Here is an 18568-nt window from a genome sequence, read left to right on the forward strand (position 1 = left end):
CGAGCTCAGCGCTCGCCCATCAGCCATTCCAGTTGAAGCTCATGCTGGCCATTCTGGTCGGTGACGAAGATCGTCCCTTCGCTGATCATCACGGTCCAGTTGATCGAACGCGGCAGGTCCTTCGCCAGCTCTTCCAATGGTTCCTGGGGAACGGCTGCGACGTTGAGGTTCTTCAGGTGGCGCACGCCGTCCAGCACCTTGGTGGTCCACACCCGCAGGTTGCCGTAGGCCAGCAGCGACAGACGTTCGCAGCGGCGCGAGCACCAGACCAGGCGGTCGCTGTCCGGCTGGCCGACTTCGATCCAGTGGACGATACGGTCGTCCAGGCTCTTTTCCCACAGAGACGGCTCTTCCACATCCGACAGGCCGCGACCGAAGCCGAGTTGCTCGTTGTACCAGATCACGTAGGCCAGCAGACGCACCGCCAGGCGCTCTTCGGTTTCCGATGGGTGGCGGGCGACGGTGAAGCGCAGGGTCTCGTAAACGCCGCGATCGAGGTCGGTCAGGCTGATATCGGCTTTGTAGGGCGTGGCGGACAGGGCCATGGTCATTCCTGGCGATTTCGGAAGCCGGCAAGTTTAACCCGAAAGAGCCCCACTCGCCGGCCCTTCGGGAATCATTCTCGGGCGCGGCGATCGGCGCTCGGTCCGGAAGCAGCCAGCTCGATGCGGTTGCGGCCCTTGGCCTTCGCCGCGTAGAGCGCCTGGTCGGCCAGGGCGAGCAGGTTCGGCAGGTCGTGGCCGGCCTCGCGGGTGGTGGCGATGCCGATGCTGACGCTGAGCTGTCCTTCGGCGATGAACGGCAGTTCGGCGAACTCGCGGCGCACCCGTTCGGCCACCTGGTAGGCGCCCTCGGCGCCGGCCTCCGGCAGCAGGCAGGCGAACTCCTCGCCGCCGATGCGGGCGAAGACGTCCTTGCGCCGCATGCGCGATGCGGTGATGCGGCTGAACTCGACCAGCGCCTGGTCGCCGGCGGGATGGCCGTAGGCGTCGTTCAACTGCTTGAAGTTGTCCAGGTCGCAGAGCAGCAACGCCGCCGGCTCGCCGCGCTCGGCGCACATGCGCAGCAGGCGTTCGCCGGAATCCATGAAGGCACGGCGGTTGCCGGCGCCGGTCAGCGGATCGCTGAGGGCCGCCGAGCGGAACTTCAGCTCGGCGCGCTCCTTGACCATCGCCAGGGTGGCGAAGGCAAGGCCGATGGCAAAGAGCAGGGTTTCGAAGATCAGGAAGGCGAAGAAGGTGATCCCGCCCTCCGGCGCCGGCGCGTAGGGCAAGTCCCGGTCCAGAAGCAGGCGCACGGCGTACACGCCGATGTGCAGGAACAGCAGGATGAGGATCGGCCGCAGCGAAACCTCCAGGCTGTGCCGGCTGCGCCATAGCTCGCCGGCCGCCAGCAGGCAGTAGGCGATCGTCAGAAGGGAGCTGAGCAGGATGCGCGCCGGCAACGATCCGTAGAACGCAGGCCAGAGGCACAGCGCCGCCCACAATACAGCGCCAGCGACGAGCCCCGGCCAGTGCGGCGGGCGCCCGGCGAACACGCGCATGGACATCCACACCATCGCGTAGCAGAGGAACAGCATCGCGTTGCTGATGACGATGGGCACGTAGTCGATGCCGAGATTGCGCAGGCTGCCGAGGAAGGTCGACAGGGCGCCGAGCAGGAGCGCGGCGCTCATGTAGCCGAGGGTCGGCTCGCGTCGGCCGCGATACCAGGCGAAACACATCAGTACGCCGACCAGGGTCAGGATGTACAGGTCGACGACCAGCAGTGTCGGGACGCTCAGTTGCATGCCACCCCCTCGCCCGCCTCGCTCGCATACTGCGGGAAGCCGACATGAAGCGGGAAGGATTCGAAGGCACGCATTTCTAGGCACCCTGCCCGTTAGGGACAAGCCAGTGAAAGGGAGGCGTATGCCTCTACTTTACGCGTACCGTGCCGGTGCGCAAACCGCCGATGGCCGGATTGAATTTGCGGGCTACCCGTGCCGCGAGCCAGGCGCTAGAGTCGCGGGCATTGCCCGTCGAATGGAAAATCCGATGAACGCCCATGCCAAACCGCTGGCCGGTCTGAAAGTCATAGAGCTCGGCACCCTGATCGCCGGTCCCTTCGCCTCGCGGATCTGCGCCGAATTCGGTGCCGAAGTGATCAAGATCGAATCGCCGGATGGCGGCGACCCGCTGCGCAAGTGGCGCAAGCTGTACGAAGGGACCTCGCTGTGGTGGTTCGTGCAGGCGCGCAACAAGCGCTCGGTGACGCTCAACCTCAAGCACCCCGACGGCCGCGAAGTGCTGAAGAAGCTGCTGGCTGAAGCCGACGTCCTGATCGAGAACTTCCGTCCCGGCGTGCTGGAAAAGCTCGGCCTCGGCTGGGACGTGCTGCACGAGCTGAATCCGAAGCTGGTGATGGTGCGCCTGTCCGGCTTCGGCCAGACCGGCCCGCGCAAGGACGAACCGGGCTTCGGCGCGGTCGGCGAATCCATGGGCGGGTTGCGCTACATCACCGGCTTCGAGGACCGCCCGCCGGTGCGCACCGGCATCTCCATCGGCGACTCCATCGCCGCACTGTGGGCGGTGATCGGCGCGCTGATGGCGGTGCGTCACCGCGAGGTCAACGGCGGCAAGGGGCAGATGGTCGACGTGGCGCTCTATGAAGCCATCTTCGCCATGATGGAAAGCATGGTGCCGGAGTTCGACGTGTTCGGTTTCATCCGCGAACGCAGCGGCAACATCATGCCCGGCATCACTCCCTCCTCCATCCACACCAGCGCCGATGGCAGGCACGTGCAGATCGGCGCCAATGGCGATGCGATCTTCCGCCGCTTCATGCAGGCCATCGGCCGCGACGACCTGGCCGACGACCCGACCCTGGCCGACAACGCCGGCCGCGACCAGCGTCGCGATGAGCTCTATGGCGTGATCGATCGCTGGGCGCGCTCGCAGACGCTGGAGCAGATGCTGGAACTGCTCAACCGGGCGGAGGTGCCGGCCAGCCGCATCTACTCCGCCGAGGACATGTTCACCGACCCGCAATTCCTCGCCCGCGAGATGTTCCTCTCGGCGAAACTGCCGGACGGCAAGCCATTCAAGATGCCCGGCATCGTGCCCAAGCTCTCCGACACCCCCGGCTCGACCGAATGGATCGGCCCGGAACTGGGCGAGCATACGGAAAGCGTGCTGGCGGAACTGGGTTACGACGCGGCGCGGATCGCCGAACTGCGGGCTGCAGGCGCCCTCTAGATGCCTACGGTCCCACGTAACTACGCGGCTGGACCAGAACACGCGTAGGTTGGCGCTGAACGCAGTGAAGCCCAACGATGGCGATGTTGGGCTTCGCGTTGCTCAGCACCAACCTACGGTGGTATCGCCGTCCGTAGGACCATGCCCGCGATTCGCGCACATGGCCCGCTCCTGCCAAAGTGCGATGCCAGGCCCGCAGCCCTCAAGTCCCGTAGCGCAGCACCTGTGCCCGCTGCCGCAGGGCAACGATCACGTCGTCCTCGATCTGCCCTTCCTGGACCGCCAGGTCGCGCCGCATGGTCTGGATAGCGCGCACGCCCTGCTCGCCGCCATCGAGGTGCTCGCCGGCAATGACCCGGCGCATGACGACCTCGCCGTCCTCGTTGCTCACGGTCAGCACTCGACCGCCGTCCGGGCGCGGTTCGTCGAGGCTGAAGTCGTAGGGAGCGAAGGTATCGGTCAGCAGTCTGCTCAGCCGGTCCATGTCATATCTCCTTGTTTCAATTAAAAAAGTCACAAAGGAGATGACCCCCGAAACGCCGCTAAAGTTCGCGGAAACACGACGAAGGGCAGGTAAACAAAACGAAAAAGCCCGCCGGGTGGCGGGCTTTTTCTTGGCTCAACAGCGAATCAGAGCGGCTTTCCACGGTTGCCGTGGGCGCTGACGAACGCCTGGACCTTGGCCAGTTCGTTCGGCAGGACGGTGCAACGCTCTTCGCGCTGGAACAGGTCGGTCAGGTGCGGCGGCAGCGCCGGAACCGCGTCGATGCCGGCCTTTTCCACCGCTTCCGGGAATTTCACCGGATGCGCGGTGCCCAGGGTCACCATCGGTACGGCGAGGCTGCGACGGCATTCGCGCGCGGCACACACGCCGATGGCGGTGTGCGGGTCGAGCAGTTCGCCACATTCCGCATACACCTCGGCGATGGTTTCGCAAGTCTGCTCATCGTCCACTGCCAGCGAGTCGAACAGGCGACGGGCTTCGGTCCAGCGGTCGTCCTCGACGGACAGCTTGCCGCTGGCCTTGAAGCCGTCCATCAGGTCGGCGATGGCCTTGCCGTTGCGGCCGTGCAGGTCGAACAGCAGGCGCTCGAAGTTGGACGAGACCATGATGTCCATCGACGGCGACAGCGACGGGTGCAGGGTGTCCTTGTCGTAGCGGTTGCCGGACATGAAGCGGTGCAGGATGTCGTTGCGGTTGGTCGCGACGATCAGTTGGCTGATCGGCAGGCCCATGTTGCGCGCCAGGTAGCCGGCGAAGATGTCGCCGAAGTTGCCGGTCGGCACCGAGAACGCCACCGAGCGAGCCGGTCCACCAAGCTGCAGGGCCGCGTGGAAGTAGTAGACGATCTGGGCCATGATCCGCGCCCAGTTGATCGAGTTGACCGCCACCAGACGGGTGCCCTTGAGGAAACCCTGGTCGGCGAAGCTGGCCTTGACCATCTCCTGGCAGTCGTCGAAGTTGCCTTCGATGGCGATGTTGTGGATGTTTTCGCCGAGGATGGTGGTCATCTGCCGGCGCTGCACCTCGGACACACGGTTGTGCGGGTGCATGATGAAGATGTCGACGTTCTCGCAGGCCTTGCAGCCTTCGATGGCGGCCGAGCCGGTGTCGCCGGAGGTGGCGCCCATGATCACCACGCGCTCGCCGCGCTTGGTCAGCACGTGGTCGAGCAGGCGGCCGAGCAGTTGCAGGGCGAAGTCCTTGAAGGCCAGGGTCGGGCCGTGGAACAGCTCCAGCACCCACTCGTTGCCGTTCAGCTGGCGCAGCGGCGCCACGGCGTTATGAGCGAAGACGCCGTAGGTCTCTTCCAGGATTTTCTTGAAGTCGGCGTCGGCGATGCTGCCGGCAACGAACGGGCGCATCACGCGGAAGGCCAGCTCGTGGTACGGCAGGCCGGCCCAGGAGGCAATCTCCTCGACGGTGAAGCGCGGCAGGTTTTCCGGCACGTAGAGGCCGCCATCGCTGGCCAGGCCGGCGAGCAGCACGTCTTCGAAGTTCAGCGCGGGCGCCTGGCCGCGGGTACTGATGTAACGCATGGTGTGAAACCTTCGGGTTGGCGGCGGATGCCCGGGGCTATCCGCCGCGTTCGATATCAGTTCAGTTGTTCGACGCGGATGCGTACGACATTGCCGACCACGTCATCCAGCGCTTCCAGCGCGGTAATGGCTTCGATGATGCGGGATTCGAGCACCCGGTGGGTAACCAGGATCATCGGCACCAGGCCGTCATGCTCTTCGACTTCCATCTGCATGATCGACTCGATGTTGATGCCGCGCTCGGAGAGGATGGTCGCCACCTGGGCCAGTACGCCCGGATGGTCCTTGGCCTGGATGCGCAGGTAGTAGGCGCTTTCGCAGGCGTCGATCGGCAGGATCGGGTGGTCGGAGAGCGAGTCCGGCTGGAAGGCCAGGTGCGGCACGCGGTTCTCCGGGTCGGAGGTCATGGCGCGAACCACGTCCACCAGGTCGGCGACCACCGACGAGGCGGTCGGGTCCATGCCGGCGCCGGCACCATAGAACAGGGTGCTGCCGGCGGCGTCGCCGTTGACCATGACCGCGTTCATCACGCCATTCACATTGGCGATCAGGCGGTCGGCCGGGATCAGGGTCGGGTGTACGCGCAGCTCGATACCGGCGTCGGTACGGCGCGCCACGCCCAGGTGCTTGATGCGGTAGCCCAGCGCTTCGGCGTAGTTGACGTCGGCGGTGGTCAGTTTGGTAATGCCTTCGGTGTAGGCCTTGTCGAACTGCAGCGGGATGCCGAAGGCGATGGACGCCAGGATGGTCAGCTTGTGCGCGGCGTCGATGCCTTCGACGTCGAAGGTCGGATCAGCCTCGGCGTAGCCGAGCGCCTGGGCTTCCTTCAGCACGTCCTCGAAGGCGCGGCCTTTCTCGCGCATTTCGGTGAGGATGAAGTTGCCGGTGCCGTTGATGATGCCGGCCAGCCAGTTGATACGGTTACCGGCCAGGCCCTCGCGGATCGCCTTGATCACCGGGATGCCGCCGGCCACCGCCGCTTCGAACGCGACGATCACGCCCTTCTCGCGGGCCTTGGCGAAGATCTCGTTGCCGTGCACGGCGATCAGCGCCTTGTTCGCGGTGACCACGTGCTTGCCGTTCTCGATGGCCTTCATCACCAGATCATAGGCCTGGGTGTAGCCGCCGATCAGTTCGATGACGATGTCGATTTCCGGGTTGTTCGCCACGTCGAAGATGTCGGCAGTGATGGGGGTGCTGCCAGTTTCAGACTTCGGATTGGGACGACGAGCGGCAATCTGCGCAACCTCGATACCACGCCCGGCACGGCGGGCAATCTCCTCGGCGTTGCGTTTGAGTACATTGAAGGTACCGCCACCGACGGTACCCAACCCGCAGATTCCCACTTTGACCGGTTTCACGCTGAAACTCCCCATCATCACAGCAATAAAAGCCGGGCATTGAGCCCGGCCACTTGAACGCACCGCACCTTACGAAGCGGCGCTTTGTTAGTCAATCGACGCGGAAGGCCCGCCTCACTTGGTGTCCAGGACGAGCTTGGCGATCTGGCCAGCCGACTGGTAGCCCGGCAGCATCTGTCCGTCGGCCAGGATGATCGCCGGAGTACCCTGCACGCCGACCATCTGTCCCAGTTCGAACTGCTTGTCCACCGGGTTATCGCACTTGGCCGCCTTCACTTCCTTCTCGCTGAACATGTCGTTGAGCGCCGCCTGGCGATCCTTCGAACACCAGATCGCCTGCAGCTGCTGGTCGCCCGAGGAGTTCGGTCCCTGGCGCGGGAAGGCCAGATAGCGCACTTCGATACCGCGCTTGTTCAGCTCCGGCACCTCGGAGTGCAGCTTCTGGCAATACGGGCAGGTGGTGTCGGTGAACACGGTGATGTGCCCCTTGGTCTCGCCCTTGGCGGGGAAGACCACCATGTCCTTGGCCGGGATGGCATTGATGGTTTTGGCGATGGAGGCGCTCTCCGCCTTCTCGGTCAGGTTGACCGGCTGACCGTCCTTCACCTGGTAGATGTTGCCCTGCACGACGAACTGGCCGTCAGCGCTGGCGTAAAGCACCCGGCCGCCCTTGAGCTGGACCTGGTAGATGCCTTGCAGCGGGCTGGCGGAAATCGACTCGATGGGCAGATCCGGCTGCAGCGAATGCAGGGTATTGCGGATCGCCTGGTCGGGCTCGGCAGCCAGGGCGAAGGTGCTGGCCAGGCCCAGGGCGGCGGCACTCAGAAGTCGAAACAAACGCATGGAAAACTCCCGTGATCGATCCGGGAAGACTACCACAGCCGGCCTTGCGGGCCGAGCGGGCAGCTTGTAGCCGGAAGCTTCAGCTGCCGGTCGGTCGTCGAGGAATGCCGAAGTGCCCTCCGGTCTGGCGCCACAGCCACCTCACCCGCGTGGATGGTGCTGCGCGTGCAGATCCCGCAGCCTCGCCCGGGCGATATGGGTGTAGATCTGCGTTGTGGACAGGTTGCTGTGACCGAGCAGCATCTGCACCACGCGCAGGTCGGCGCCATGGTTGAGCAGATGGGTGGCGAAGGCGTGGCGCAGGGTGTGTGGCGACAGCGACTTGGCGATCCCGGCAACCCTGGCGTGATGCTTGATGCGATACCAGAAGGTCTGCCGGGCCATCTGCTCCCCGCGCAGGCTGGGGAACAGCACGTCGCTGGGCCGACCGCCGAGCAGATCGGCCCGCGCCTCGCGCAGATAGCGTTCGACCCAGACGATGGCCTCCTCGCCCAGGGGAACCAGGCGCTCCTTGCTGCCCTTGCCGAGTACCCGCACCACGCCCTGGCGCAGGTTGATCTGCTCCAGGGTCAGGCCGACCAGTTCGCTGACCCGCAGGCCGCTGGCGTAGAGCACTTCGAGCATCGCCCGGTCGCGCAGGCCGATCGGATCGCCGAGATCGGGAGCCAGCAGCAGCGCATCCACATCGGCCTCGGAGAGCGATTTCGGCAGCGGCTTGCCGAGTTGCGGCATTTCGATCAGCAGCGTCGGATCCTCGCCGATCAACTCTTCGCGCAGGCAATAACGGAAGAAACCGCGCAAGGCGGAAAGAAAGCGCGCAGTGGAACGGGCCCGATAGCCCTCCGCCACCCGCCAGGCCAGATGGTCGGTGATGATCTCGCGCCCAGCCTGCTCCAGGGTGATGCCATGCGTGGCGAGCCAGCCGTTGAACAGCGCGAGGTCGCTGCCATAGGCCGCGCGGGTGTGCTCCGAGAGGCCCTTTTCCAGCCAGAGGGCATCGAGAAAGCGGTCGATCAGCGGGAGCGGGAGGGGAGTCATGAGCGCAGAACATTCGAAACCGTTGGAAGCGCGGCTAGTCTTTCACAGGCCGGTCCTCGCCGGCCAGAATTTCCTCCATTCAGGGAATCCACACACATGGATGAACACAGCACACTCCTCGCACTGGGCGGCATCGGTGTCGCGGCCTTGTTCAGCCAGTGGCTGGCATGGCGGTTGCGATTGCCTGCAATCCTCTTCCTGCTGATCAGCGGCATCCTGGCCGGCCCCTTGCTCGGTGTGCTGGATCCGGAACGCCTCTTCGGCCCGTTGCTGTTTCCCCTGGTCTCGCTGTCCGTGGCACTGATCCTGTTCGAAGGCAGCCTGACCCTGCATTTCAGCGAGTGGGATGAAATCGGTCGCGTGGTGCAACGGATGGTCACCATAGGCGCGCTGATCACCTGGGGCGTGATAGCGCTCGCGACCCACTACCTGCTCGGCTTCAACTGGGAAATGGCCCTTCTGTTCGGCACCCTGACCCTGGTGACAGGCCCCACAGTGATAGTTCCGATGCTGCGGGTGATGCGGCCCAAGGCAACGGTAGCGAACATCCTGCGCTGGGAGGGCATCATGATCGATCCGATCGGCGCCCTGCTGGCGGTGGTTGTGTACAGCTACGTGGTATCCAGCGATGCAGGAAGCGGCTGGCTCCGCAGCCTGGGCACCTTCGCCGGGGTAATCGCCTGCGGGAGCGCCATCGGCATCGGCGTCGGCCTCGCCCTTGGCCACGCACTCCGCCGCCTGTGGCTTCCAGAGTACCTGCACAATCTGGGTTCGCTGGCTGCGGTTCTAGGCGCCTTCATCTTCGCAAACCAACTGGTGCCCGAATCCGGCCTCCTCGCGGTGACGTTGATGGGGGTGTGCCTGGCCAACATGCCGGGTGTGGACGTACGGCACATCCTGCATTTCAAGGAGAACCTCAGCGTCCTGCTGATTTCCGGCCTGTTCGTCATCCTCGCCGCGCGCCTCGACCTTCAGAGCCTGCTCAGCCTCGGCCCGGCGCCTCTGCTGGTGCTGCTTGTGATCCAGCTGATAGCCCGGCCGCTCAACGTAGCAGTGTCCGCGTACGGCTCGGCGCTGAACTGGCGCGAACGCGCCCTCCTCGGCTGGATCGCACCGCGTGGCATTGTCGCCGCGGCGGTGTCGGCAATTTTCGCGATTCGCCTGCAAGAGGCGGGACATTCCCAGGCCGAGTTGCTGGTACCCCTGACATTCCTGGTGATCATCGGCACCGTCGTCCTGCAAAGTGCCACCGCTCGCCCCATTGCCCGCCTGCTGAAGGTCGCTGAACCGGCGCCATCCGGCTTCCTCATCGTCGGCGCCAACCCGGTGGGCCGAGCTATCGGCCAGGCGTTGCAGAATGCCGGCAGCAGGGTGCTGCTCACCGATTCCAGCTGGGAAAATGTCCGCGCCGCGCGCATGGACAACCTGCCGACCTACTTCGGCAACCCGACTTCGCAGCACGCGGAAGCGCATCTCGATCTGGTCGGGATCGGCCATCTGCTTGCGCTGTCCCCCGCGGGCGAACTGAACACCGTCGCTTGCCTGGGTTTTCGTCATGAGTTCGGCCCCCGCCACCTGTTCACCCTGCCCAGCGGCCAGGAAGTGCGCCGTAGCGACAAGCACCGTGCCAGCGATCGCTACCGCGGACAGCTGCTTGGCCAGCAGTCGCTCACTTATCCGCAGGCCGCCAGCCTGATCGCGCATGGCGCGGAAGTGCGCAACACCCAGCTAAGCGAAAGCTTCGGCTGGGCGGAGTTCCAGGCCTTGCATGGCAGTCGTGCGACACTGCTGTTCGCTCGCGATCCGGCGGGATGGGTCCATGTGGCCAGCCCGGCGAGCCCGGTGACACCCGCAGCCGGATGGACACTGATTTCGCTGATAGCGCCAGCTCCCAGCGACAGCCAGGAGCTGTGCACTGCGCAATCGTCCGGTCCCGAGGCAATCGGCGAAAACTGATGGAGGAATGGATCGAGCCGGTCGCCGATGCGAATACTGGCCGGAAAGCCATCATCACGCCCGATCAATGGCACAGGCATAAAAAAAGCAGCCCGTAGGCTGCTTTTTTCCGGATCGACTGGAAGCCGAGGCTCAGGCCAGTTTTTCCTTGATGCGCGCTGCCTTGCCGGACAGGTCGCGGAGGTAGTACAGCTTGGCCTTGCGCACGTCGCCGCGGCGCTTGACGCTCAGGCTGTCAACGATCGGGCTGTAGGTCTGGAAGGTACGCTCTACGCCAACGCCGTTGGATATCTTGCGAACAGTGAAAGCACTGTTCAGGCCACGGTTGCGCTTGGCAATCACGACGCCTTCGAAGGCCTGCAGACGCTGACGGTCGCCTTCCTTCACTTTAACCTGGACGATTACGGTGTCGCCGGGGGCGAAAGCCGGAATCTCTTTGTTCATCTGTTCAGCTTCGAGCTGCTGAATGATCTTGTTGGTCATGTTGTGCTCCTAAGGCAGGCAATTGGCCGGCCATCGATACGTTAACTATCGTCCCGCTGGCGGATGTACTCCTCCAGCAGCTTCTTCTCTTCTCCAGAAAGCGAGCGGCAATCCAGAAGATCAGCGCGTCGTTCCCAGGTCCTTCCAAGGGACTGCTGCAAACGCCAGCGCCGGATGTGTTCGTGGTTGCCGCTGAGCAGCACCTCCGGAACACGTTTGTCGGCGTACACCTCAGGTCGGGTGTAATGCGGACAATCGAGCAGGCCATCCGTGAAGGAGTCCTCCTCTGCGGAATCCGCGTGACCCAATGCTCCGGGCAACAGCCGCGTGACCGCGTCGATCAGCACCATTGCCGGCAGCTCACCGCCGGACAACACGTAATCGCCAACCGACCATTCCTCATCGACATGCTCTTCAATGAAGCGCTCGTCGATGCCTTCGTAGCGTCCCGCGATGAGGATCAATCGTTCCTCTTTCGCCAGTTCGCGTACGGCCGCCTGCGTAAGCTTGCGACCTTGCGGCGACAGGTAGATCACCTTCGCCGGTCCGCCTGCGGCTTGCCGGGCATCGCCCAGTGCGCCTTCCAGCGGCTTGATTTTCATCACCATCCCCGGACCACCGCCGAAAGGCCGGTCGTCCACCGTCTGGTGACGGTCATCGGTATTGCTCCGCGGGTTGAAGCAGTCGAGCTGAATCAGCCCCTGTTTAACCGCACGGCTGGTGATGCCGTAGTCGCTGATGGCGCGAAACATCTCCGGAAAGATGCTGATGACACCTATCCACATGTGTCAGAAGTCCGCGTCCCAGTCCACCCGCATTTCGCCGGCCGCCAGGTCCACCGCCAGCACGCACTGCTCCGTATAGGGCAGAAGGCGCTCGCGCTCGTCCAGGCTACCCGCGCAGGGCTTGACCACCATCACATCGTTGGCGCCGGTCTCCAGCAGGTGATCGATGACGCCGAGCAGTTGCCCGCTCTGGTCGATGACCTTGAGACCTTCCAGCTGGCTCCAGTAGAACTCGCCTTCGCTCAGTTCCGGCAACTCGCTGCGCGGCACCAGGATCTCGAAGTCCGCATAGGTGCGGGCCACTTCTCGATCGTCCAGTCCCTTCAGCTTCGCCACCAGGACATTGCCCTGCACGCGCCCACTGACCAACTCAGCCTGTCGAACCTCGGTGCCACGCTTGAGCGTCCAGCGCCGGTAGTCCAGCAGGTTGTCCAACGGATCGGTAAAGGAATACACCTTCACCTCACCACGAATGCCATGCACTGAAACTATCTTGCCGAGAACGATGAGTTCTTCGGTGGCAGGCATCGTGCTCATACTGCTCAGGCAGCAGCCTTGGCAGCGTCCTTCAGCAGCTGAGCAACACGCTCAGACGGCTGGGCACCCTGGCTCAGCCAGTAGTTGACGCGCTCCTGGTTGACCGAAACGCGAACTTCGGCACCAGTGGCGACCGGGTTGAAGAAACCGACGCGCTCGACGAAACGGCCGTCACGAGCGTTGCGGCTGTTGGTCACGGTCAGGTGGTAGAACGGGCGCTTTTTGGAGCCGCCACGAGCCAGACGAATGGTTACCATGCGTACGTTGTTCCTATAGGTTTGCTTGCAAAAAGAAATGCAGCCTCTCGGGCACAGGCGCCCGAAAGGCCGCATATTCTATGAGTTTAAGCCTGTAGCTGCAAGCCGCAGCTAGTCGGAACGCCGCCTGGCGGCGCCCCGATGGGTCACATCTTAGGCATGCCGCCGCCGGGGAACATGCTGCCCATGCCCCGCATCATCTTGGCCATGCCACCCTTGGCGGTGACCTTCTTCATCATCTTCTGCATCTGCTTGTGCTGCTTGATGAGGCGGCCGACATCCTGCACCTGGGTACCGGAGCCCATGGCGATACGGCGCTTGCGCGAACCGCTGATCACTTCCGGATCGCGGCGCTCGGCGGGCGTCATCGAGTTGATGATCGCTTCCATCTGCTTGAACTGCTTCTCTGCCGCGTTCTGCGCGCCGCCCATCTGCGACAGGTTGACCCCGCCGAGCATCGGCAGCTTGTCCATCAGGCTGCCGAGGCCGCCCATGTTCTTCATCTGCTGCAGCTGATCGCGGAAGTCTTCGAGGTCGAAGCCCTTGCCCTTCTTGATCTTCTTCGCGAGCTTCTCGGCCTTCGCTCGATCCATGCCTTGCTCGGCCTGCTCGATCAGGCTGAGCACGTCACCCATGCCGAGGATGCGCGAGGCCACACGGTCCGGATGGAACGGGTCGAGCGCTTCGGTCTTCTCGCCCATGCCGAGGAACTTGATCGGCTTGCCGGTGATGGCGCGCACCGACAGCGCGGCACCGCCACGGGCGTCGCCGTCGACCTTGGTCAGCACCACGCCGGTCAGCGGCAGCGCGTCATTGAAGGCCTTGGCGGTGTTGGCGGCGTCCTGGCCGGTCATGGCGTCGACCACGAACAGCGTCTCGGCAGGCTTGATCGCCGCGTGGACGTGCTTGATCTCGTCCATCATGTCGGCGTCGATGTGCAGACGGCCGGCGGTATCGACGATGACCACGTCGATGAACTTCAGCTTGGCCTCGCGAATCGCCGCCTCGGCGATGGCAACCGGCTTCTGGCTGTTATCGGAGGGGAAGAAGGTGACGCCGATGTCGTTGGCGAGGGTTTCCAGCTGCTTGATCGCCGCCGGGCGGTAGACGTCCGCCGACACCACCAGCACCGACTTCTTCTTGCGCTCCTTGAGGAAGCGCGCCAGCTTGCCGACGGTGGTGGTCTTGCCCGCGCCCTGCAGGCCGGCCATCAGGATCACCGCTGGCGGTGTCACGTTCAGGGTCAGGTCTTCGTTGGCCGCGCCCATCAGCTCGACCAGCTCGGCCTGGACGATCTTCACGAACGCCTGGCCCGGCGTCAGGCTGCGGGAGACCTCGGTACCGACCGCACGCTCCTTGATCTTGTTGACGAAGTCCTTGACCACCGGCAGGGCAACGTCGGCCTCGAGCAGCGCCATCCGCACTTCGCGGAGGGTGTCCTTGATGTTGTCCTCGGTCAGCTTGGCCTTGCCGGTTACATGGCGCAGCGTTTGCGAGAGGCGGTCTGTAAGGTTTTCGAACATGCGCAATCCTATCGGGCTCGACCGAGCCGGGGGTGGGCGTGGCAGCAAGCGCGGGATTATAGCGGAGTGCTCCGGCGGCCAACACCGCCGGCGATCATTCGTCTGCGAATGACGAGACGAGAACTGTTCGCAGGCGCTTTCTAGGGTGGCAGGAATATGCCACACTCACGGCCTTTCGGACCCCGTTCCAAGGACTTATGCACTCTCTGTTGCCCAGCCTGATTGCCGCCGCGCTCTACCTCGGCGCCACGGCCTACCAGGGCGCAAGCCTGGCCAGACGTACCCCTCCGCACAAGCCACTGCTGCTTCTGCTCGGCCTGCTGGCCCTGCTCGGTCAGGGCTTCGGGTTGTATCAGCAGTTGCTGACACCCGCCGGCCTGGTGCTCGACTTCTTCAACGCCGCCAGCCTGATCTCCGCCGCGGTCACCGCGATCACCCTGCTCGCCTGCCTGCGCATTCCGGTGGAGAACCTGCTGCTCCTGCTCTATCCGCTGGGCGCGCTGACCACCCTGACGGCGGTACTGATCCCCCACGGCACCATCGAGCCGATCAACGAACAGCCGGGCCTACTCGCGCACATCCTGCTGTCGATCCTCGCCTACGGCCTGCTCACCATCGCCGTGCTGCAAGCCTTGCTGCTGCTGGTGCAGGACTACCAACTCAAGCACAAGCATCCGTCCGGGCTGATCCGCAACTTCCCGCCGCTGCAGACCATGGAAAGCCTGCTGTTCGACTTCCTCCGCGGCGGCTGGGTGCTGCTCACGCTGTCGCTGATTTCCGGCTGGCTGTTCGTCGACAACCTGTTCGCCCAGCACCTGGCGCACAAGACCATCCTCTCCTGCTTCGCCTGGGTGGTGTTCAGCGTCCTGCTGTGGGGACGCCACCAGCTCGGCTGGCGCGGGCACAAGGCGGTGCGCTGGACGCTGGCCGGCTTCCTGCTGTTGATGCTGGCGTACTTCGGCAGCAAGCTGGTGCGAGAATTCATCCTGCATATCTGAAGGATGTCCGACATGGGTGATTTTCACCCCGGTTACCTGATTGGTCTGCTGCTTGTCCTGATCCTCTGCTCGGCGCTGCTTTCCAGCGCCGACGCGGGTCTGTCCGCCCTCGACCGCTACCGCCTGCGCCACCTTGCCAAGCAGGGCAACCGCGGCGCGCGGCGCAGCAGCTGGCTGCTGTTGCGCCCCGAGCGCCTGCGCGGAACCATCCAGATCGCCGGCAGTTTCATCAAGGTCGCCGCAGCCGCGCTGGCCACCCTGCTCGCCCTGCGTTTCTGGGGCTACTCCGGCGTTGCCATGGCGGTCGTGGCGCTGCCGTTGATCCTGCTGGTGGTCGGCGAAGGTGTCGGCAAGGCCATCGCCAACCGGAACCCGGAACGCGTGGCCTTCCCCGCCAGCCTGCCGCTGCTGTGGCTGCAGAAGCTGTCCACCCCGCTGCTCTGGCTGCTGAACGGCTGCAGCACCCTGCTGCTGCGCCTCTGCGGCGTGCCGCCGGCGCGCGACACGGATCAGGAGAGCGACGACGAGCCGCACGAGACGGCCAGCGAGGAGCAGGTCGCCACTCGCCAGGGCATGCTGCTGAGCATGCTCGACCTGGACAAGGTCACGGTGAACGACCTGATGATCCCGCGCAACGAGATCCAGGGCATCGACCTCGACGACGAGCTGGAAACCATCATCGGCCAGTTGCGCAACACCAGCCACACCCGCCTGCCGGTGTTCCGCAACGACATCAACCAGGTCGAGGGCGTCGTCCACATGCGCCAGATCGCCCGCCTGCTGACGCACAACCAGCTGACCAAGGAAGGCCTGCGCGAAGCCTGCCTGGAGCCCTACTTCGTGCCGGAAAGCACGCCGCTGTCGACCCAGTTGATCAACTTCCAGAAGCACAAGCGGCGCATGGGCATCGTGGTCGACGAATACGGCGAGGTGATCGGCGTCATCACCCTCGAGGACATCCTCGAAGAGATCGTCGGCGACTTCAGCAACCAGGACGCCCTGCGCAACCCCGATATTCATCCGCAGGAAGACGGCAGCTATGTGATCGACGGCTCCGCCAACCTGCGCGACCTCAACCGCTCGCTCGGCTGGCAGTTGCCCAGCGACGGGCCGAAGACCCTCAACGGCCTGGTCACCGAAGCGCTGGAGCAGATCCCCGACTGCGCCGTGTGCCTGAAGATCGGCCGCTATCGCCTGGAAATCCTCCAGTCCGGCGAAAACCGCGTGAAAAGCGTGCGCGTCTGGCTGCCCGGCGCGCTGCAGGCAACCAGCAGCCATGCGGAAAACGGGCTTGCCTGAGCGTGATCGCCTAGACGCGCGACGACGATCTCTAACGTAGGTTGGCGCTGAGCTTGCGAAGCCCAACGGTGCCATGGCCCGGCAGGTGTTGGGCTTCGCTGCGCTCAGCGCCAACCTACGCATTCGGAGTGGGCCAGACTCTCCGCCAGGCGACCGGACGTTCCAGCCGGCTGGCCAGGGCTTCCGCCACTCGGCCGGCAAGAGCGAACTGCAGGCAGGAAGCTGCCGTCACCGCCCACCACGCCAGCCCCGCCCAGCGATTCACAGCTCGATACTGACCGCTTGTGCCGAGCGGGTCGCCTTGGCGCGGGCGGCGTCGGTCGATTCGTCGCGGGCCAGGGCCACGCCCATGCGGCGCTGGCCATCGACTTCCGGCTTGCCGAACAGGCGCAGCGCGGTATCCGGCTCGGCCAGCGCGGCACCAAGATTGCCGAAGGCGACCTGTTGCGACGTGCCTTCCACCAGGATCACCGCCGAGGCCGACGGAGCGAACTGGCGAATCGTCGGGATCGGCAGGCCGAGGATGGCCCGCGCGTGCAGGGCGAATTCGGAGAGGTCCTGGGAGATCAGCGTCACCAGCCCGGTATCGTGCGGGCGCGGCGAGACTTCGCTGAACCACACCTGGTCGCCCTTGACGAACAGTTCCACGCCGAACAGGCCGCGGCCGCCCAGCGCTTCGGTGACCGCCCTGGCCACCCGCTCGGACTCGGCCAGTGCTTTCGGGCTCATCGCCTGCGGCTGCCAGGATTCGTGGTAGTCGCCTTTCACCTGGCGATGGCCGATCGGCGCGCAGAAGGTGGTGCCGCCGACATGACGGACGGTCAGCAGGGTGATCTCGTAGTCGAAATCGATGAAGCCCTCGACGATCACCCGCCCCTTGCCGGCGCGGCCGCCTTCCTGGGCGTAGTCCCAGGCGACCTGCAGGTCGGCGTCGGTCTTCAGCACGCTCTGGCCCTTGCCGGACGAACTCATGATCGGCTTGACCACGCACGGATAGCCGACCGAGGCCACCGCCGCGCGGTAGTCCTCGAAGCTGTCGGCGAAGTGGTAGGGCGAAGTCGGCAGGCCCAGCTCCTCGGCGGCCAGCCGGCGGATGCCTTCGCGGTTCATGGTCAGCTGCGCGGCGCGGGCGGTCGGCACCACGGTGTAGCCCTCGGCTTCCAGCTCCACCAGGGTGGCGGTGGCGATGGCCTCGATTTCCGGGACGATGTAGTGCGGCTTCTCCTGCTCGATCACCGCGCGCAGGGCGGCGCCGTCGAGCATGCTGATCACGTGGCTGCGATGCGCGACCTGCATGGCCGGGGCGTTGGCATAGCGGTCGACGGCGATCACTTCGCAACCCAGGCGCTGCAGTTCGATCACCACCTCCTTGCCCAGCTCGCCGGAGCCGCAAAGCAGGACGCGGGTCGCGCTCGGCGACAGGGGAGTTCCGATACGGGTCATGACTAGAACCTCAGGGGATGGGAATCAGGGGGGAGCCTGTCAGATCAACAGGCCGAGGGCCTTCGCCCGTTCGTGACAGCGGGCCAGGACGGCCCGCCGCTCGGTGTTGTCCATGCGGCCCCAGCGGGTGATTTCATCCGCACTGCGCTGGCAGCCCAGGCACAGGTCGTTGTCGTCCAGCGCGCAGACGTGCACGCAGGGCGAGGCGACGGGGCGCTCTTCGCTCATTCTTCCTGCTCGGCCAGATCGCGGGCGAAACGCTTGGCGTTGTGCACGTAGTGGGCGGCGCTGAGTTCCAGCGTCTTCTTCTGCTGCTCGGTCAGCTCGCGCACCACCTTGCCCGGCGAGCCCATCACCAGCGAGCCGTCGGGAATTTCCTTGCCCGGCGGGATCAGGGTGTTGGCGCCGATCAGGCAGTGCTTGCCGATCTTCGCCCCGTCGAGCACCACGGCATTGATGCCGATGAGGCTGTTATCGCCCACCGTGCAGCCGTGCAGCATGGCGTTGTGGCCGATGGTGACGTTCTTGCCGATGACCAGCGGCGTCCCGCTGTCGGCATGCATCACGGTGCCGTCCTGGACGTTGCTGTTCTCGCCGATGTGAATCCACTCGGTGTCGCCGCGCAGCACGGCGCTGAACCAGACGCTGGCGCCGGCCTCCAGGCGCACCTTGCCCATCACCGCGGCGTTCGGCGCAACCCAGCTGTCGGGATGGGCTTCGACCCGGTCATCGCCCAGGCGGTATTTCATGGCAGTCACTCCTCAGCTCG

At 64.8% G+C, this 18568-nt stretch carries 19 protein-coding genes; 4 read left to right on the top strand and 15 right to left on the bottom strand.

Features of this window, described 5'->3' with window-relative positions; translation table 11 throughout:
- Nucleotides 1-5: 5 nt before the first annotated feature.
- Together JFY56_RS06535 and JFY56_RS06540 are read right to left on the bottom strand one after the other, a co-directional pair.
- The gene (locus JFY56_RS06535; protein WP_208312722.1) at nucleotides 6-545 is read right to left on the bottom strand and encodes a YaeQ family protein; all 540 of its coding nucleotides are present in this window, start codon (nucleotides 543-545) and stop codon (nucleotides 6-8) included.
- A 71-nt stretch (nucleotides 546-616) separates the two neighbouring features.
- The gene (locus JFY56_RS06540; protein WP_208312723.1) at nucleotides 617-1789 is read right to left on the bottom strand and encodes a GGDEF domain-containing protein; all 1173 of its coding nucleotides are present in this window, start codon (nucleotides 1787-1789) and stop codon (nucleotides 617-619) included.
- A 247-nt stretch (nucleotides 1790-2036) separates the two neighbouring features.
- On the opposite strand from JFY56_RS06540, the gene JFY56_RS06545 reads away from it, so the two are divergent.
- Nucleotides 2037-3236 (top strand): CaiB/BaiF CoA transferase family protein, encoded by a 1200-nt coding sequence (locus JFY56_RS06545; RefSeq protein ID WP_208312724.1) that lies wholly within the window; start codon nucleotides 2037-2039, stop codon nucleotides 3234-3236.
- Between the two features lie 202 nt (nucleotides 3237-3438).
- Here the strand turns inward: JFY56_RS06545 and JFY56_RS06550 are convergent, their stop codons facing one another.
- From JFY56_RS06550 to xerD, 5 genes are all read right to left on the bottom strand, one after another.
- Nucleotides 3439-3720, bottom strand: a complete 282-nt coding sequence (locus JFY56_RS06550; protein WP_208312725.1) for a DUF3509 domain-containing protein — start codon at nucleotides 3718-3720, stop codon at nucleotides 3439-3441.
- A 146-nt stretch (nucleotides 3721-3866) separates the two neighbouring features.
- Complete coding sequence (gene thrC / locus JFY56_RS06555; protein ID WP_208312726.1) at nucleotides 3867-5276, bottom strand: threonine synthase; 1410 nt, start codon at nucleotides 5274-5276, stop codon at nucleotides 3867-3869.
- A 56-nt stretch (nucleotides 5277-5332) separates the two neighbouring features.
- Nucleotides 5333-6637 (bottom strand): homoserine dehydrogenase, encoded by a 1305-nt coding sequence (locus tag JFY56_RS06560; protein WP_208312727.1) that lies wholly within the window; start codon nucleotides 6635-6637, stop codon nucleotides 5333-5335.
- A 114-nt stretch (nucleotides 6638-6751) separates the two neighbouring features.
- A complete protein-coding gene (gene dsbC / locus JFY56_RS06565) occupies nucleotides 6752-7480 on the bottom strand; it encodes a bifunctional protein-disulfide isomerase/oxidoreductase DsbC (protein WP_208312728.1) in 729 nt (242 codons plus the stop codon).
- 141 nt (nucleotides 7481-7621) lie between these two features.
- Nucleotides 7622-8518 carry a site-specific tyrosine recombinase XerD gene (gene xerD, locus JFY56_RS06570; RefSeq protein ID WP_208312729.1) on the bottom strand — a complete coding sequence of 299 codons (897 nt, stop codon included), beginning with the start codon at nucleotides 8516-8518 and terminating at the stop codon, nucleotides 7622-7624.
- 96 nt (nucleotides 8519-8614) lie between these two features.
- On the opposite strand from xerD, the gene JFY56_RS06575 reads away from it, so the two are divergent.
- On the top strand, nucleotides 8615-10474 hold the full coding sequence (locus JFY56_RS06575) for a cation:proton antiporter (protein ID WP_208312730.1): 1860 nt from the start codon (nucleotides 8615-8617) through the stop codon (nucleotides 10472-10474).
- Nucleotides 10475-10606: 132 nt separating this feature from the next.
- On the opposite strand, the gene rplS is transcribed toward JFY56_RS06575, so the two are convergent.
- From rplS to ffh, 5 genes are all read right to left on the bottom strand, one after another.
- Entirely contained in the window at nucleotides 10607-10957 is a 351-nt protein-coding gene (gene rplS / locus JFY56_RS06580; protein WP_208312731.1) for a 50S ribosomal protein L19, read from the bottom strand.
- Between the two features lie 41 nt (nucleotides 10958-10998).
- Nucleotides 10999-11742 (bottom strand): tRNA (guanosine(37)-N1)-methyltransferase TrmD, encoded by a 744-nt coding sequence (gene trmD / locus JFY56_RS06585; RefSeq protein WP_208312732.1) that lies wholly within the window; start codon nucleotides 11740-11742, stop codon nucleotides 10999-11001.
- Between the two features lie 3 nt (nucleotides 11743-11745).
- Nucleotides 11746-12279 carry a ribosome maturation factor RimM gene (gene rimM, locus JFY56_RS06590; RefSeq protein WP_208312733.1) on the bottom strand — a complete coding sequence of 178 codons (534 nt, stop codon included), beginning with the start codon at nucleotides 12277-12279 and terminating at the stop codon, nucleotides 11746-11748.
- 5 nt (nucleotides 12280-12284) lie between these two features.
- Entirely contained in the window at nucleotides 12285-12536 is a 252-nt protein-coding gene (rpsP, locus tag JFY56_RS06595; protein ID WP_208312734.1) for a 30S ribosomal protein S16, read from the bottom strand.
- A gap of 146 nt (nucleotides 12537-12682) precedes the next feature.
- Complete coding sequence (gene ffh, locus JFY56_RS06600) at nucleotides 12683-14059, bottom strand: signal recognition particle protein (RefSeq protein ID WP_208312735.1); 1377 nt, start codon at nucleotides 14057-14059, stop codon at nucleotides 12683-12685.
- 197 nt (nucleotides 14060-14256) lie between these two features.
- Here ffh and JFY56_RS06605 point away from each other — a divergent pair, with 197 nt between their 5' ends.
- Together JFY56_RS06605 and JFY56_RS06610 are read left to right on the top strand one after the other, a co-directional pair.
- The gene (locus tag JFY56_RS06605) at nucleotides 14257-15057 is read left to right on the top strand and encodes a cytochrome C assembly family protein (RefSeq protein ID WP_208312736.1); all 801 of its coding nucleotides are present in this window, start codon (nucleotides 14257-14259) and stop codon (nucleotides 15055-15057) included.
- A 12-nt stretch (nucleotides 15058-15069) separates the two neighbouring features.
- Complete coding sequence (locus tag JFY56_RS06610; RefSeq protein WP_208312737.1) at nucleotides 15070-16356, top strand: HlyC/CorC family transporter; 1287 nt, start codon at nucleotides 15070-15072, stop codon at nucleotides 16354-16356.
- 261 nt (nucleotides 16357-16617) lie between these two features.
- Here the strand turns inward: JFY56_RS06610 and purT are convergent, their stop codons facing one another.
- Genes purT through JFY56_RS06625 form a run of 3 tightly spaced genes read right to left on the bottom strand, consistent with a single transcriptional unit; the run spans nucleotide 16618 to nucleotide 18548 of the window.
- Entirely contained in the window at nucleotides 16618-17799 is a 1182-nt protein-coding gene (purT, locus tag JFY56_RS06615) for a formate-dependent phosphoribosylglycinamide formyltransferase (RefSeq protein ID WP_208312738.1), read from the bottom strand.
- A 39-nt stretch (nucleotides 17800-17838) separates the two neighbouring features.
- Nucleotides 17839-18027, bottom strand: coding sequence for a DUF1289 domain-containing protein (locus tag JFY56_RS06620; RefSeq protein WP_208312739.1), 189 nt, complete (start codon nucleotides 18025-18027; stop codon nucleotides 17839-17841).
- Nucleotides 18024-18548, bottom strand: coding sequence for a gamma carbonic anhydrase family protein (locus JFY56_RS06625; protein ID WP_208312740.1), 525 nt, complete (start codon nucleotides 18546-18548; stop codon nucleotides 18024-18026). The genes JFY56_RS06620 and JFY56_RS06625 overlap by 4 nt, the downstream gene beginning before the upstream one ends.
- Nucleotides 18549-18568 lie beyond the last annotated feature (20 nt).

It is taken from the genome of Pseudomonas schmalbachii, assembly GCF_017589465.1.
Taxonomy (GTDB): domain Bacteria; phylum Pseudomonadota; class Gammaproteobacteria; order Pseudomonadales; family Pseudomonadaceae; genus Pseudomonas; species Pseudomonas schmalbachii.